Annotated in this window: 15 protein-coding genes; 3 read left to right on the top strand and 12 right to left on the bottom strand. The window is 44.1% G+C overall.

Features of this window, described 5'->3' with window-relative positions:
• Nucleotides 1–24: 24 nt before the first annotated feature.
• The 9 genes from R7F07_RS16195 to R7F07_RS16155 form a co-directional block, all read right to left on the bottom strand.
• Complete coding sequence (locus R7F07_RS16195; protein WP_017635539.1) at nt 25–1,197, bottom strand: tetratricopeptide repeat protein; 1,173 nt, start codon at nt 1,195–1,197, stop codon at nt 25–27.
• Nucleotides 1,194–1,814, bottom strand: a complete 621-nt coding sequence (locus R7F07_RS16190; RefSeq protein ID WP_005374256.1) for an energy transducer TonB — start codon at nt 1,812–1,814, stop codon at nt 1,194–1,196. The genes R7F07_RS16195 and R7F07_RS16190 overlap by 4 nt, the downstream gene beginning before the upstream one ends.
• Nucleotides 1,814–2,218 (bottom strand): ExbD/TolR family protein, encoded by a 405-nt coding sequence (locus tag R7F07_RS16185; RefSeq protein ID WP_005374257.1) that lies wholly within the window; start codon nt 2,216–2,218, stop codon nt 1,814–1,816. The genes R7F07_RS16190 and R7F07_RS16185 overlap by 1 nt, the downstream gene beginning before the upstream one ends.
• The gene (locus tag R7F07_RS16180; RefSeq protein WP_017819708.1) at nt 2,215–2,769 is read right to left on the bottom strand and encodes a MotA/TolQ/ExbB proton channel family protein; all 555 of its coding nucleotides are present in this window, start codon (nt 2,767–2,769) and stop codon (nt 2,215–2,217) included. The genes R7F07_RS16185 and R7F07_RS16180 overlap by 4 nt, the downstream gene beginning before the upstream one ends.
• Nucleotides 2,769–4,136 carry a MotA/TolQ/ExbB proton channel family protein gene (locus R7F07_RS16175; RefSeq protein WP_042523423.1) on the bottom strand — a complete coding sequence of 456 codons (1,368 nt, stop codon included), beginning with the start codon at nt 4,134–4,136 and terminating at the stop codon, nt 2,769–2,771. Before R7F07_RS16175 ends, R7F07_RS16180 begins: the two co-directional genes overlap by 1 nt.
• Nucleotides 4,137–4,904, bottom strand: a complete 768-nt coding sequence (locus R7F07_RS16170; RefSeq protein WP_005374260.1) for a DUF3450 domain-containing protein — start codon at nt 4,902–4,904, stop codon at nt 4,137–4,139.
• Nucleotides 4,905–4,978: 74 nt separating this feature from the next.
• Nucleotides 4,979–7,072 carry a TonB-dependent siderophore receptor gene (locus R7F07_RS16165; protein ID WP_136976328.1) on the bottom strand — a complete coding sequence of 698 codons (2,094 nt, stop codon included), beginning with the start codon at nt 7,070–7,072 and terminating at the stop codon, nt 4,979–4,981.
• Nucleotides 7,073–7,279: 207 nt separating this feature from the next.
• Nucleotides 7,280–8,653, bottom strand: a complete 1,374-nt coding sequence (locus tag R7F07_RS16160) for a sensor histidine kinase (protein ID WP_005374264.1) — start codon at nt 8,651–8,653, stop codon at nt 7,280–7,282.
• The gene (locus tag R7F07_RS16155) at nt 8,653–9,318 is read right to left on the bottom strand and encodes a response regulator transcription factor (RefSeq protein ID WP_005386018.1); all 666 of its coding nucleotides are present in this window, start codon (nt 9,316–9,318) and stop codon (nt 8,653–8,655) included. Before R7F07_RS16155 ends, R7F07_RS16160 begins: the two co-directional genes overlap by 1 nt.
• A 230-nt stretch (nt 9,319–9,548) precedes the next feature.
• Here R7F07_RS16155 and R7F07_RS16150 point away from each other — a divergent pair, with 230 nt between their 5' ends.
• On the top strand, nt 9,549–10,259 hold the full coding sequence (locus R7F07_RS16150) for a glycerophosphodiester phosphodiesterase family protein (protein ID WP_005386019.1): 711 nt from the start codon (nt 9,549–9,551) through the stop codon (nt 10,257–10,259).
• A gap of 35 nt (nt 10,260–10,294) precedes the next feature.
• Here R7F07_RS16150 and R7F07_RS16145 read toward each other — a convergent pair whose 3' ends face one another.
• Nucleotides 10,295–10,777 (bottom strand): L,D-transpeptidase family protein, encoded by a 483-nt coding sequence (locus tag R7F07_RS16145; protein ID WP_005374271.1) that lies wholly within the window; start codon nt 10,775–10,777, stop codon nt 10,295–10,297.
• A 242-nt stretch (nt 10,778–11,019) separates the two neighbouring features.
• Here R7F07_RS16145 and R7F07_RS16140 point away from each other — a divergent pair, with 242 nt between their 5' ends.
• Both R7F07_RS16140 and R7F07_RS16135 read left to right on the top strand, forming a co-directional pair.
• On the top strand, nt 11,020–12,015 hold the full coding sequence (locus R7F07_RS16140; RefSeq protein WP_053350830.1) for a 2-hydroxyacid dehydrogenase: 996 nt from the start codon (nt 11,020–11,022) through the stop codon (nt 12,013–12,015).
• A gap of 85 nt (nt 12,016–12,100) precedes the next feature.
• On the top strand, nt 12,101–12,457 hold the full coding sequence (locus R7F07_RS16135; protein ID WP_005374274.1) for a YibL family ribosome-associated protein: 357 nt from the start codon (nt 12,101–12,103) through the stop codon (nt 12,455–12,457).
• A 163-nt stretch (nt 12,458–12,620) separates the two neighbouring features.
• On the opposite strand, the gene R7F07_RS16130 is transcribed toward R7F07_RS16135, so the two are convergent.
• Nucleotides 12,621–13,652, bottom strand: coding sequence for a cytosolic protein (locus R7F07_RS16130; protein ID WP_171342684.1), 1,032 nt, complete (start codon nt 13,650–13,652; stop codon nt 12,621–12,623).
• Nucleotides 13,653–13,755: 103 nt separating this feature from the next.
• Nucleotides 13,756–14,517: a hypothetical protein gene (locus R7F07_RS16125; RefSeq protein WP_005374276.1), complete on the bottom strand. Its 762-nt coding sequence runs from the start codon at nt 14,515–14,517 to the stop codon at nt 13,756–13,758.
• Between the last annotated feature and the right edge of the window lie 350 nt (nt 14,518–14,867).

The following is a 14,867-nucleotide window of genomic DNA, read 5'->3' as shown; positions in this document are numbered from 1 at the left end:
TCGGGTATTTAATAAAAATGTTCGCTATGAGTTCTGCGTCGATTCTACTTTGCGTAGCTGTGATAGATACTTAACCCAACTCTTTGCCTGATTCGATGGCTTAATCTCATTCGCTCTTTTGGCATTAGCGAGCGCATCGTCAAACCGCTTAAGTTTGTAGTAAGCGCGAGTTTTGATAAGTGCAACATCCGCTTTACGACCTCTGACCTTATCGAGCGCGGCAATGGCATCTTTATAATGGCCTTCTTGCACCAACAGTTGAGAATAGTTCCAGTAATACTGCCTATCTAGCTGAGCTGCAATACGCCAGCTATCAATAGACTCTTCCCACTCTTTTGCCATTTGCCAATACGTTGCTTGCTGAGCTTTTAGCTTACTATTCGAGTTTACATCCTCTAGCTCGTTCATCACCAACGCAGCTCTCTCAGGAATACCTCGTTTCGCGTACAATTGTGCCAGCAGCTTTAAGTCATCTTGGCTAAGTTGTAACCCTTTCAGTTTTGCCAACGCCAAAGAGTCTAGGGCACGTTTGTTGTCATCAACCCGTAGGTATAGAGCAACAAGCTGACGCCACCATTCAATTCGCTCAGGTTCAATCACGATTAAGCGTTTGATGGTCGAGATTGCCGGCTTCCACTTTTTCAGTTCTAGCTCAGCAGAAAGCTTTATCGACAATGCGCCAAGCTTGTCTGGCTGACCAAACTTCTCATAACGAGCCATTGCTGAAAGCACTTTTTGCCACTGACTCAGTTGATAATGAGATTGGGAAATACGCAGCCATAGTTCATGCGCTTTTTGACCTTTAGGAATGTTTTTGCTCAAGGCATAGTAATGAGGTAAAGCCTTAGAAAAACGTTGCTCGTTCAGCAGTATATCAGCCAACATTTTTCGGGTTTGCCATGCTTGCTCATCTTGTAGCAAACCACTATTGACTGCCAACTCAAGTTGCTTAATCGCCGCTTGAGTTTGCTCGTTCTGCCAGTAAAAAATACCCAACATTCGAGCGACATAAGCTTGGTCATATCCACGAGAAAGCTCCATAGCTTCAAGAGATGAAATCGCTTCTTTTAGTTTCTCCTCTTGAGCCAAGTTGTGTGCTCGTTGAACTCTCGCTGCGGTGTATTGGCTTAACTCACTGGCAATGGTTGAGAGTGCACTCAGGCTTAATACCGTACCGATTAAGAATTTTTTCATCATTTGGCTAACTTGAACTCCACTTTAGCGGTTTGTCCGAACTGCTCAATTGACACACCATCCTCAACTTTTGGCTGATACTTCCATTTTTTAAGCGCACGGATTGCTTCCCTTTCAAACATGCGCTCGGGCTCAGCCTCGATCACTTCAATATCTTTTGGTCGTCCAGTTGCATCGATCGTGAAACGCATAATGACATAACCTTCCACTCTACGTTTCAGCGCCTTACTTGGATAACGAGGATCAACACGATACAACGGCAGTGCTTGCTGGTTGCCCATTGTTCCCTTCAAGTTTGGGGCGCTAATCGCGATGCCTTCAAGGGCTGTGTTTAAACCTAAAGCACTGACTGGCGTCATCTGACTCATTGGTTCCATTTGAGTGTCAGCTTGAGACAGATCCATTGGCTCCGGCGCTTGAGGTGGTTCTGGTTGCTCCGGCACTGAACGTTGACGACGCTGCACGTCTGCTTCATTCTCTACCATCACCATATCAAAACGAACGGCTTCTGAAGCTTCTGGTGCACGCTGGTTGCCTTTATCAACCATCCACGCCATAAAGCTAAACAAGCTCACAGAAATTAACAGTGATGCTGGTAGTGCAAGTAACAGCCTGCCCATTAAGGTTTCTCCGCCGCCAATGCAATGTTCTTCACACCCGCCGCCTTTGCAGCGTCCATCACTTTCACGACAGTGCCATTGTAAGCATGCTCGTCAGCTTGGATAACTAACGAGGCATCAGGTTGATCAAGTAACAGGTGCTCAATAGAGGCCTCAACACGCTCAATATCAACCACTCGTTTGTCAATGTACACATCATTCGCTGCCGTTACTGCGATAAAAATGCCCGCGTCTTTTTGACTTACTACATTAGAAGCCTGGGGGCGATTCACTTCTACACCGGATTCACGTACAAACGAACTGGTCACAATGAAGAAGATCAACATGATGAAGACGATATCAAGCATCGAGGTTAAATCGACTTGAGCTTCATCTTGTTGGTTAGGTCTGCGTCCGAGTCTCACTTTTGACTCCTTAAAGATTGTTCTAACTGGATAGCTTTTCGTTCACACACTTTGCTAAGGCGAGCATGAATAAACATGCCCGCAAGCGCTGCTACCATACCTGCCATGGTTGGCAGCGTAGCAAGTGAGATACCAGAAGCCATCAATTTCGGATTGCTGCTGCCTTGCGATGCCATTACGTCAAACACCGTAATCATGCCTGTCACCGTCCCTAACAACCCTAGCATTGGGCAAACCGCCACAAGTAGCTTAATAGTCGATAGGTTTTGGCGTAGTTCGATTTGCGCTTTTGCAATCCATCCTTCACGGATTTGATGCGCGTACCAAGAGTGGTGCTCTGATCTTGCGTGCCACTGCTCACAAAGCTGTTTTTTTACCCCAGGGAAAACCGTTGTGAGATAAATAACTCGCTCCATAACCAACAGCCAGCACACCGCCACGACGGCGGCCAGCCACCATAGGATTTGACCACCTTGCTGCATAAAGCTCATCAAGGTTGTGGCCCAATCCTCACTGATCAAACCCAATGTGCTGAGTAGGATCTGCTCCATTACGCTGCGTTCTCCGCTAAGGTGTTAGAGTGACTTTTGTTATTCGGCATATCACGCTCAGCTTGTTCTGCAACTAAACCGATGCCTTGTTTTTCTAAGATACTGCGAATATTTTCTGCTTGAGAGCTCAATACGTTGTGCGCTAATAGCAAAGGCATGGCTGAAACAAGGCCAAGTACGGTAGTCACAAGTGCCATCGAAATGCCACCCGCCATTACTTTCGGATCACCATTACCAAATTGAGTGATGACTTGGAAGGTTTCGATCATACCCGTTACCGTGCCTAGTAGGCCAAGCATAGGAGCTAGAGCAGCAAGAAGCTTAAGCATCGACAACCCTTTTTCTAGGTGGGTTTGCTCATCAACAACGGCTTCCAAAAGACGTAGTTCTAACGCTTCTACGCTGCGATGCTTGTCTTTCTGGTATACCGCAAGCACGCGACCCAAAGGGTTGTTTCCTGGCTGCGCTGGGGTTTTCAGTTGCTTCATGATTTTCTGGCGCGAAATCATCAGAGATGCACCACGTACGAGCGCAATCAATAGGCCGATAGCCAATAAACCAAGGATGATTTTGCCGACAACGCCACCCGCATTTAGGCGATCAGCCAAAGTCGGTGAGTTTGCGAGCTGCTCAAGAAGAATGCCACGTGACGGATCTATGACAAGCGCATCAATGTCACCAGAGGAAATAGTATTCGCTGTTGGACCGCTTTCAGGCTGACGAAGATAGTTTACCGCATCTCCGCGTTGACCATTCCACTTAACGTAGCCAGTGTCATCCAGCAGCGCCATAGAACCAAGACGAACACCACTAACCGTTTGTTCACGACCCTCGCCATTTAGCAGTGTGAAAGAGACGTTTGCCATTTCACCGCTTGCTTTGATTTGTTCTTCCATGCTGCGCCACATCGCCTGAAGTTGGGTCAACGTTGGCAGTGATTTAGCCGCAACAATAGCATCGATATCTTTCTGATATGAGTTTGCATCTACACCGGTTACTGAGCTTTTTAGCTCAGACTCTAGCTCTTTTGCGTTCTGGCGAACGACGCCAAATAACTCACCTAGGCTCCCGGTTTCTAGACGCAACTTTTCTTCTAGCTGTGCCAGTTCTGCTTCATTTTCACCGAAGGTAACACTTAATGAGTCCGCCTCTGCTTGAAGAGCAGCACGCTCTGCCACCAATTTATTCTTTATAGCCTGTAGGTCTTGCTCTGTTTGCTTAAAACCTGATTCACGCGCGACATTGTGCGATTGCTGTTGACGATTTTCTTGCTGCGCCTTTTGTAACAACGCATCACTAGCAAAAGTTGTATAAGGCATTAATGCGGCTGTCGAGATTAATGCAACCGATAACCATTTTTTCATCATTTATTTGCCCTCCGCAGCGGTTAACGACACTGGTAGAGTTAACATGCTCGGCGCGATCTGTTTATTCGCCATAGCGAACGCTTTGTCTAGCTCTGATTTTTGCTCAGAACCCACTTGTTGCCATGCTTGTTGTTGCTGTGACCAGCTCCAAAATGTGTCACCAGATAAGCTACGCGCTACCAAAGACAAACGCCCTAAATAGAGAATGTCCGCCTCCACAGCTTCATTGTCACCCAGGTTAATCTTGCCTTGGTAAACGCCAAGCTTGGTGCCGTAATCCATTTCAATTTGGTACGCTTCTAAAATACGACGAAACTTCTCTGCATCCGCAACGTCTGCACGCGTCATCATGGAATCCAGCTTTGCAATTCGCTCCTCACGTTGCGCTTTGCGTATAGGCTTGTCGTTAGCGACGAGCACTTTTAAGCCCTCAAGCATGTGATACATCAAAGGCACGACACCTTGACGAGTTTGAGCAATCTGCTCAATTTGCTCGTTCAAGCTATCAACTTCTTGATTTTGACTTTCAACAAGGCTTGCAAGATGATCGCGATAAATCTTCAAGTTACCGACTTCCTCTTGCAGCTGCTCAATTTCGGCTTCTAGAGTAAGTGATTTTTCTGCGCTTGCATCAATACGTTTTTGGCTTACCGCCGACGACTGGTTTGTTTTACTCTGCACAGCTTGTGCATCGTTTAAGTTCGCCGCGTGAGCGGGAATCAAAACCGATGATATCAACAGAGCGATACTTGATTTCATTAGATTCATACGAGTTATATTTCTGTGTTCCAAAAACGACCAAAGGGGAAGACTACCCTTCCCCTTTAATAATCAAATTGTTATCAGTACTTGAACTGGATTGTTGCCATGTAGTTGCGGCTTTCTCCAACCACAACCCCACTCGCACCTTTTTGCTCGCCATTAGTGCTACCACCACCTGCGAAGTAGTCGGTATCGAATAAGTTTTCGACATTGAATCGAGCAATAATATCCAAGTTTTCATCGTACTTATGTTTGTATGACACGCCCATATCAACGCGAGCGTAGCCATCTTTCTTGAAGGTGTTCTTTGCATCACCGTAGCGATCACCTTCATAAATCAAACCAAGGTTTAAGTTAGTGTTGTCTTGAACCTTGTAGCTAGACCATAGACTTGCCGAGAACTCTGGCACGTCTACAGGGCGGTTACCTTCATATCTTTCTGCCTTCTTAAGCTCTGCATCCAAATACATTGCAGAAGCGGTTAGCGACAACTCTGGGGTCACAAAACCTTGAGCCATTAACTCAGCGCCTTTGTGAACTTGCTCACCACCTTGCGTTTTCTTGTGTAGGAGATTGCCGCCCGCGTCTTTGCCGCTTTCAACATCCAGCGAGATGTTCTCTAACGTGATATCAAACACAGCACCAGATACAAATAAACGCTGATCAAACAGTTCCCACTTCGTACCGATTTCATAAGAGATACCACGCTCAGCGTCGAGTTTCTCACCTTCATTGATGTAGGTACGACTACCGTTGCTGACTTCACCTTGAGGCATGAAGCTTTCAGAATACTGAACGTAAACCGAGCCATTCGTCGATGGGTGGAAAATGACACCAAATTTTGGAGAAACCTGGTTTTCGGTCAGTTCATCATCACGCTTTTCGTCATAACGAACACCTGCAAGCACTTGCCAGTAATCATTAATCGTCATCATATTTTGCGCGTAGATACCCCAAGTATCGTACTCAGCAGTTGGTGATTTCTTCGAACTACGATAGCTAGGCTTAGGCACCGTTTCTCCTGGCGCAATACTCGCCTCATTATGAAATGCCATAAAGCGATCATAACTGTAATCTAAGTAGTTAGCGCCCACTAACAACGTGTTTTCCGTACCGAACAAAGTAAAGTCCGTCGTCACATCTATATATGCAGTATCAAATACCCAATTATCGGAGCGATCGTTGCCTCGATGCTTAATCGTATTTAACTCTTCATACTGATCAAACTTAGGGTAAGACTCTACATCAAAACGCTTAAAGTCTTGGCGGTTGTAACCTGCTTTTACGTTCACGTTATCCGTGACTTGCGCATTAATATCGACACCGTAGTTTTCTACTTCGTTATCAATTTCAGACCACTGCGCATCCCAAATGTACTTATCACCGCGAACCGCTTTGCCATCAACAATGTATGCGCCAGAGTCCACGCTACCATCGTCTTTCGTGCGATCGTAATGAGCCGATACCATAAAGTTGTCTGTGATATCGTACTCAACCACTAGGCCCGCAACCGTACGATCCGTTTCTGGCTCGGTGCCATCACCGTACCTGCGCCAAGAGCCGTAGCTTTCTTTGGCAAAAATTGCGCGCGCTCGCAGTGTCTCTGCATCATTTAGCGCGCCACTCACATCAAGCACAGTGCGTGAGTGATCATTCGAACCTAGATCTTGACTCAAACTTGCTTGTGTTTGAGTTGTTGGTTTTTTCGAAACCATGTTTACCAAGCCACCTGGCTCAGATTTACCGTATAGCAGACCTGATGGACCTTTAAGCACTTCAACACGCTCTAAAAGCTCAATTGGCTGACGGTAGTGTGACCAGTGTTGACGACCATCACGAAGAAAACCGTCTGAACTGCTAAGTTCAAAACCACGTAGAGAGAAACGTTCGCGGTTACGGCTTGTACCACCCGCGCTAACACTTGCATCGTTACGTAGCACTTCACCAAGTGTACTTGCACGCTGCTCATCAATTACCGTTTCATCGATAACCGCTACTTGTCCCGGCGTTTCCAGCTGCGTCATTTCCATGCGCATTGCTGTACTGTTTGTATCTGCCTTGTAGCCGAACTCTCGACCTTCTACAACTACATGTTCGTCTGTTTGAACTTCCGCCACTGCAGGTGTTGCTAACACTGCACCGATCACTAACGCCAAATGGCTCTTAGTAAACATATCCTTTCACTCCGATTATTATTTTTCGGGTCACATACTTGTTGAATGCGATTCCCTCTTAATTATTTCGCGGGTGAATATAAGTGATAAGTATTACCATTTGCATTAAATTTACATTCTTTGCATTTGCAAACTTTTGTAAAGTACTCTCTGATGATGCGCTATGATAATGTGATATTAATCACAAAAATTACGACTTAATCATACTTATTGCTTGAACACTAAAGTAACCCTCAGACCACCTTGCTCACGGTTTTTCGCCGTAACTGCTCCACCCATAATACGCATGGATTCTTTGACAATCGCAAGACCTAAACCGTAGCCACCAAGCTTTTTATCTCTAGAAGCATCTAAGCGCGTAAACGGATCAAAAATATCGACCAGCTTGTTATCTGGAATACCAGGCCCATCATCAGATACTGACATGATGGTGAACTGCTGCCCTTCTTTGACATAATTTTCCAGAGAAACTTCTATCTGAGATGCTTGTCCTGAATATTTAATGGCATTACCAATAAGATTGTTCAAACAACGAATGACGAGCGTTTCTTCACAAAAAGCTTTAGCACATACAGCTTCTGAGCGGAAAGACAACGTCTGTTCTGACTTCAAATCTATTTTGCAACGCTCTACTTGCGGGGAGAGCAAAACTTCTAAATCACAGCGTTTCGTGGCTTTGTCGAAGCGCGCATTTTCCAAGCGACTGAACTCCAATATATCGCTGATCAAATGGTTTAGCTCTTTTGCTTCATCTTCTAGCCTTGTCACTAGGCTTTGCTCACTTTCTCCAACACGCTTTCGCAAAAGATGCAGAACCAAGTTCTGCCTCGCTAACGGCGTTCTCAATTCGTGAGAGACATCTCTTATAAGCAGTCGCTGCTTTTCAGCGAGAGAATGAATCTGTTGCGTCATGTGATCGAAGTCTTGCGCTAACTCGTTAAACTCACGCGTGCTCGACTTCAGCTCTTTCACGACACTGACATTAAAATCGCCATTAGATAGCTTTTTGCTTGCTTCTCTCAATCGATCCAATGGTTGCTGTAAGTTACGTGCCATTAGCAGCGAAAAGAGCGCCAAAATAACCACTGCAATCACGACTTTGAGAATAGAGAAATACAGAATGAAGTCATTTGCAGGGTGCAGTCGATGTGGCAATTGAATCACTAAAGTATTGCCATGAACTAAAGGAATATTGATGATGGGGCGATTCACTTTCCCCTCAAGTTGATCATCAATGCTTCTCTTAAATTGAAGTTTGAACTCGAAGTGCGGATGCATCAGACGGTGCGTAACTGGTTGCTGATGTTCATTCAACACAAATAAATAAAAGTTTTGCGCATTTGCCCAGTCAGCAAGTTCGTCCATGTCTCCGTGCTCAATCAATACATTGGCTTGATGTGCAAGGTCTAGCATTTCTTCTCGCACACTATCGGGCACTTTCAACATGGCTTTCACCAGAGCTTGTTCCGCTAAGGATTGCACGACCAAAATACTAATGACAATTGCGGTCATGCAACTAAATAACTTGAACGCTAAGCTATCTTTACGTTTTGCAATAAAAGGTGGACACCGGAGCTTCATTAACGGTTTACAGCCTCTAAATAACTGTAACCTTTGCCACGGAAGGTTTTGATATGTTGCTTGGAAAGCCCCGCCTCAACTAACTTGCGACGTATGTTACTGATGTGCATATCAAGGTTGCGATCAAAAGGACTCAGCTCTTTCTTTAACACTTCGGTTTGAAGCTCTGCTTTTGAAATCACGACTCCTTGGTTTTTTACCAAGTAGCTCAATAGTTCAGCTTCCGTACTTGTGAGGGGTAAGCTATTAAGCTGGTCGCTGATCGTTTGAACGGTACTACACATCGTCTGACGTTGACGTTCCAAGCCAACACGACGAAGAATCGCTTTGATGCGCATTAGAAGCTCAGCGACATTAAAGGGCTTTCCGATATACTGATCGGCCCCCGCTTGGTAACCATCAAGCATCGAGTTTTCATCGTTGAGAGCGGTAAGCATTAGAATAGGTGTCGCGAAGCGCTGACAGATCCTACGAGCAACTTGCATGCCGTTAAGGTTTGGTAACATGACATCAAGCAATACAAGATCTACAGGCGTTTTTTCCATATATTGCAGCGCACTTTCACCGCAATGCACAGAAGAGACGATGTAGCCCTCCTCTTGCAAAACCGCTTCTAACAGCTCACACAAAGGAACGTCATCATCGACTATCAAAACTCGTGACATTACCACTCACCATTCAAATAAAAATGGTTCGCATTTTATTACTCATTTACTAATTAAACAACTACACACTCTAAGGCTTTAAGTCCACAGGACTCAGTCCAAGAAGCAGCAACGTGCCATTAGAGTTTAATGTTCACTTTTACTAAAGGTTCCTAACAATATGCACCTAGATATATCTTCATAGAAAAAACGAGTACAATCTGGCAACCGCAAAGCAAAAGATAAAGCGAATGGAAACGTTATTAATTGGTCACCGTGGCGTGGCAGGTTCATACCCTGAGAATACAAAAATAAGCATTCAGGCAGCCATTGACCTGGGGTTGAAGTGGGTGGAAGTGGATATACAGCCTACCAAAGATAATGTTTTAGTGGTTTGCCATGATCATACCGTCAATCGATGCAGCAATGGACAAGGCCGTGTTGATGAGCTCACCCTGGAAGAGTTAAAAGCATTAGATTTCGGTAGTTGGTTTAGCACAGACTTTTCAGGCGAGAAGATCGTGACACTAGATGAACTGCTCACTTTAGCTACTGAGAATAAGCTTAACTTGAATATCGAAGTTAAAGTAGACAACCATCCAGCGGAAGAAGTGGCGCAGACTCTCGCCAATGCGTTAGCAAAAAGTCCAATGCCGCAAGAGAATGTACTCCTATCGAGCTTTAGTCATGACGTCATTAGAGCGATGCACAAATACTGCAGTGGCTACCGATTGGGTGTGTTAAGTGAATTCTTTACGAGAAAAGATAAACGCCTTTTGGAAGAAGTTAGTGCCTATAGCTGCAACCTAAACATTAACTGGGTTCGTACTCGCCAGATAAACAAACTCCAACAAGCCGGTTACAAAGTGATGTGCTATACGGTGAACAATCCAAATAAACTGAAATACCTGCCTCAGTTAGACGGTATTTTTAGTGATCATCCACAGCGCTTTATGCCATAGCCTATAAGAGCCAGAACATTAAAGGGGACCTTTTATTACCACTCAATCTGAATTGGTGTCCCCATCTCGACAAGCTGGATAAATTCATCCATCTCCTCGTTGGTAATCGCAATACACCCATTAGTCCAATCAAAACTTTGGATGTAAATCGGCAACTGACTCTCACCGTTTTTTAAGCCATGAATTTTGATGTTCCCTCCAGGGGACACCCCTCGGCGCTTCGCTTCCAACGTATCAATCGCATCAGGGTAACTGATATGCACAGAACGATAAAAAGCAGAGTCCTCTATAACATAATCTAGAGTGTACTCGCCCTCTGGCGTGCGATTGTCTCCCTCTTCTTGTTTATGTCCTTGAGGGTTCGCTCCTAAAGCAATTCGGTATTCTTTTAGCACTGCTCCTTGTTCCATCAAATACATTCGACGCTTAGACTTGTCGACTTTAACAAGGTCAACAGCTGCGTGAGTGCCCGAAGCAAACACACAACACAAGAACATAGAGAACCATTTTACTGACATTGTCGTAACGCCTAAGCTAATAAAGTGAACAAGAAAAGAGCGATAATGCTAGTCAGTTAATGCTCGTAAAGCAAACAGTATCTAATGCGGAACCGTAAGATAGCACTCGCTGAAAGGCGTACTTCTTGTTGTTGTTTGATACAACAAAAGTCAAAGAGAAGATTTCTCTATTCATTGCGGCTAAGTTGCATTACTTTATAAGCATATTTATTTATAAAGTCCGTACTTTTTGAGAGGGAACCATGATTAACATTGCTTTTTTTAGTGCAAAATCCTACGACGAAGCCTCTTTTAATAAAATTAAAAATAACCGCGATTTTGAATTTCACTATCACGACTTCCGACTAACCGAAAAAACAGCCAAGATGGCGCACGGCAGTGATGTTGTATGTGCGTTCGTTAATGATGATCTTTCAGCTCCTGTCCTTAAACAGCTTTCTCTGGGCGGGACCAAACTTATTGCTATGCGCTGCGCGGGATTTGATAAAGTTGATCAACAAGCAGCCAAAGAACTAGGTTTACAAGTGGTTCGAGTTCCTGCTTACTCACCAGAAGCAGTGGCAGAGCACACGGTTGGTTTAATGATGTGCCTAAACCGCCGTCTTCACAAGGCCTACCAACGCACACGTGACGCCAACTTCTCGCTAGAGGGTCTTGTTGGCTTTAACTTTTACGGAAAAACTGTTGGTGTTATTGGTACGGGTAAGATTGGTATCGCGACGATGCGTATCTTCAAAGGGCTTGGCATGGAGCTGCTTTGCTACGACCCCTACGAAAACCCATTAGCGCTAGAAATGGGAGCCCGTTACTGTTCGCTTGAAGAAATCTACGCTAATGCGGATGTTATCTCTCTCCATTGTCCAATGAGTGAAGAAAACTATCACTTATTGAACGAAAAAGCCTTCGCGCAAATGAAAGATGGTGTAATGATCATTAACACCAGTCGAGGCGAGTTGCTAGATTCACTAGCGGCGATAGAAGCGTTGAAACAAGGTAAGATTGGTGCGCTTGGCCTAGACGTGTATGACAATGAAAAAGACTTATTCTTCCAAGATAAATCTAACGATGTCATTGTAGATGATGTTTTCCGCCGTTTATCGGCTTGTCATAACGTGCTGTTTACTGGCCACCAAGCATTCTTGACTCACGAAGCACTTAATAATATTGCCTCTGTGACGCTTGATAACGTCGAAGCCTTTTTCTCTGGTAACGTATCGGGCAATGAACTGATTAACTAAAGCCAGACAATCGAGAAGTATAGTAGAGCGTGTGATCTCAGCTATGCTATACTCCTCGACTATTTAAAATTTGAGTCAAATTACCATGAGCATAAAAACTGATATTCAAAAGCTGCACAACCGTTTAGATACATGCCAACGTAAACTTGATGCGGCACGTTCTCGTGGTGATCACGAAATGATTACAAAGTTCACGGATGAAGTAGAACAGCTTACCAAAAAGCTTAACCAGTTAAAGCACAAGCAAAACTATGAGCTGAACAAAGAACGTAAAAGCTTACTTGATATGCCTTTCTCTCGTGAAATCACCAAAGCAGAACAAGCGGACATCGGCAAACTGAAAAAACGCGTACGCGGCTTAGTAATCGTTCACCCATTAACAAAAGTTGGTAAAGAACTTCGCCTTGATGTGATGACAGGCTTTGCGCCAAAAGAGTTTTAAAACTCGCATTAACATTTATGGAGCCCAAGCATTTGCTTGGGCTTTTTATTTTGTACTGCTTCATTAGATTTCATCGAAATATCAATCCATAAGCTATTAAAAAGGCCAGCGACAAAAGCCACTGACCTATTTCGACCAATATCGTCCGCATTACATCTCCACGTTACGACAGTTGCTGCAACTTGCGCTCCACAACGGGATCATTCGGAACCAGCTGCTGAGCGACTTCCAAAAGCTGTACTGCATCTTGCGGGTTGTCATACTCATGCTTAAGTGCAATATCAACAAGTGGCTGAATATCGATTTGCGCTTGATGCTCCTTCACATGTTCTTTCTTTTCTTCAATTAGTACATTATGAGCGGTACTCAGTAAGTTTAAACGATGCTGTGAGCTCGCATTCGCCTTGTTAAGGCACTGATAGTAATCTTCTTTTAAGCGCAGCGTTTTGGTCTGATGACGAAACTGCGCTATATCTATCTTCTGATAACGTATAAAGTCTACGGCCACTTGCTTATAAAAACCGAATTTATTCAAATACGTCGCGTGGGTACCATGTCCCATCCCGAAGACTCTTAAGTGAGTGAGCTCTGGGTAGCGTTTGGCGTGAAGGCGGTCGATTTCATTAGTTGGATCATAAATGATATAGCCTTTTGCATCGCCAAGGTCGAGGTCGTGATACTTTCCTTCCCAATCAAATTGTTGGGCAAGTTCAGTACTTGGCCTATCATCCCATGGCACCAAAACTTTGTTTTTTGTGCTGACCGGGTGAAACATCAATACTTGATCCAACTTTAATAGATTAGAAAAGGCACCAATAGCAAAACCACCGCGGCTAAGTCCATAGCCTAAACGACATTCAAAGGGCTCAAGTAAAGTCGACAGTTGCTCTAGAAAGAAAATCAAATTACGGCTGCGAAACCAGTTACTTTTCCCAAGATGCTGAAATGAAATAATATTTACTTTTTGTTTCTGGGCTAAGCGATAACCCCAAGGCGCAAAGTCTGAGTGTAAGTCCTGTACTTGTAGATTCGTACCAGCAGGGGAAAAGGTGAACAACAACGGTTTATTGCGGTCGACAAACTCATACTTAACAAATACATCATCAAGTAAGTCCTCCCCGGACATCGGTAGCCTGGTTTGCTGTTCTTCACGAGAAAGAGCCAGCCATTCATCCAACCAGTACAGTAACTTCATTAATCCTCCATCTAAATTGCGCCTAGCAATTGTGTTAAAAATCTAGTTTTTAGTGTGTGATCATCTCCCCCTGGTTACAGGGGACTCTGATATCAGTCCTCTTTTAAAACAAAGCGTGAATTTGCTTATTAAATTGGTCAATATCTAAGGTTTGATGGCGAACAAACTCCTGCGCCACCAGATTAAAAAATTCTAATTTATCTAATTGTGTGGATTGAGTGCCGTGTCCCATACCGACGACTTTTAAATGGGTAAGCTCTGGATAACGTTCAGCATGAAGACGATCAATGCGATTGGATGGGTCATAAATAATATAACCTTTGGCATTGCCCAAATCTCGATCATGGTAGCCGCTTTCCCAAGCAAACTGCTGAGCAAGCTCAGTACTCGGCCGATCATCCCAAGGCACTAACGCTTTATTTTTAGTGCTAACAGGATAAAACAACAAAAGATGTTCTAGTTTCAGCAAGTTAGCGAACGCGCCAATTGCAAAGCCACCTCGACTTTGCCCATAACCCAAACGACATTTGAAGGGATGAAGCAACTCAGATAGCTGCTCCAGAAAGAAAATCAAATTCCGACTACGGAACCAATTACTTTGTCCTAAATGTTGAAAGGCAATAATGTTTACTTGTTGTTGTATTCCGAGCTCGTAGCCCCAAGGAGAAAAATCCGGAGTTAAATCTTGTACCTGCACATCAGTACCGGAAGGAGAAAATGTAAACAACAATGGCTTGTTAAGATCGACGAGTTCATACTTCACAAACACATCATCAAGTAAATCGTAGCCAGAGATAGGTAAAGCCATCTCTTGTTCTTGTTGAGTAAGAGCTTGCCATTCATCTAACCAGTAAAGTAGCTTCATTTTTTCTCCAAGTGCATCCGCAGTATTTAGACTGGAACTCTATCAAAATGCGTTTAAGCATCCCACGTTGAGACTTAAGAAAGCTCTATTTGAAGCCCAAATGAGACGTATGGAAATGTCTTCGATTGAAGGTATTACTGCGTAAACTAAACCCAAAGTAGGTACGCAAAAACTTGGAGAAAGAGCTAGAGAAAAATCAATTAGAAGTTTCGATAACAGCGGTTAAAAAACAGCAGATACAAAAAAACCGCTGTAAGAACAGCGGTTTTTTTTTAAAAGTGGCGGAGAGATAGGGATTTGAACCCTAGATACGCTATTAACGTATGCCGGTTTTCAAGACCGGTGCTTTC

The organism is Vibrio sp. YT-16 (assembly GCF_033337405.1).
In the GTDB taxonomy this organism is placed as follows: Bacteria; Pseudomonadota; Gammaproteobacteria; order Enterobacterales; family Vibrionaceae; genus Vibrio; species Vibrio alginolyticus.
This window is presented reverse-complemented; position numbering and strand designations above follow the sequence as displayed.

Coding starts and splice junctions, on each gene's coding strand:
- R7F07_RS16195 (WP_017635539.1), bottom strand. CDS start 1,197: ATGATGAAAAAATTCTTAATCGGTACGGTATTAAGCCTGAGTGCACTC.
- R7F07_RS16190 (WP_005374256.1), bottom strand. CDS start 1,814: ATGGGCAGGCTGTTACTTGCACTACCAGCATCACTGTTAATTTCTGTG.
- R7F07_RS16180 (WP_017819708.1), bottom strand. CDS start 2,769: ATGGAGCAGATCCTACTCAGCACATTGGGTTTGATCAGTGAGGATTGG.
- R7F07_RS16175 (WP_042523423.1), bottom strand. CDS start 4,136: ATGATGAAAAAATGGTTATCGGTTGCATTAATCTCGACAGCCGCATTA.
- R7F07_RS16170 (WP_005374260.1), bottom strand. CDS start 4,904: ATGAATCTAATGAAATCAAGTATCGCTCTGTTGATATCATCGGTTTTG.
- R7F07_RS16165 (WP_136976328.1), bottom strand. CDS start 7,072: ATGTTTACTAAGAGCCATTTGGCGTTAGTGATCGGTGCAGTGTTAGCA.
- R7F07_RS16160 (WP_005374264.1), bottom strand. CDS start 8,653: ATGAAGCTCCGGTGTCCACCTTTTATTGCAAAACGTAAAGATAGCTTA.
- R7F07_RS16155 (WP_005386018.1), bottom strand. CDS start 9,318: ATGTCACGAGTTTTGATAGTCGATGATGACGTTCCTTTGTGTGAGCTG.
- R7F07_RS16150 (WP_005386019.1), top strand. CDS start 9,549: ATGGAAACGTTATTAATTGGTCACCGTGGCGTGGCAGGTTCATACCCT.
- R7F07_RS16145 (WP_005374271.1), bottom strand. CDS start 10,777: ATGTCAGTAAAATGGTTCTCTATGTTCTTGTGTTGTGTGTTTGCTTCG.
- R7F07_RS16140 (WP_053350830.1), top strand. CDS start 11,020: ATGATTAACATTGCTTTTTTTAGTGCAAAATCCTACGACGAAGCCTCT.
- R7F07_RS16135 (WP_005374274.1), top strand. CDS start 12,101: ATGAGCATAAAAACTGATATTCAAAAGCTGCACAACCGTTTAGATACA.
- R7F07_RS16130 (WP_171342684.1), bottom strand. CDS start 13,652: ATGAAGTTACTGTACTGGTTGGATGAATGGCTGGCTCTTTCTCGTGAA.
- R7F07_RS16125 (WP_005374276.1), bottom strand. CDS start 14,517: ATGAAGCTACTTTACTGGTTAGATGAATGGCAAGCTCTTACTCAACAA.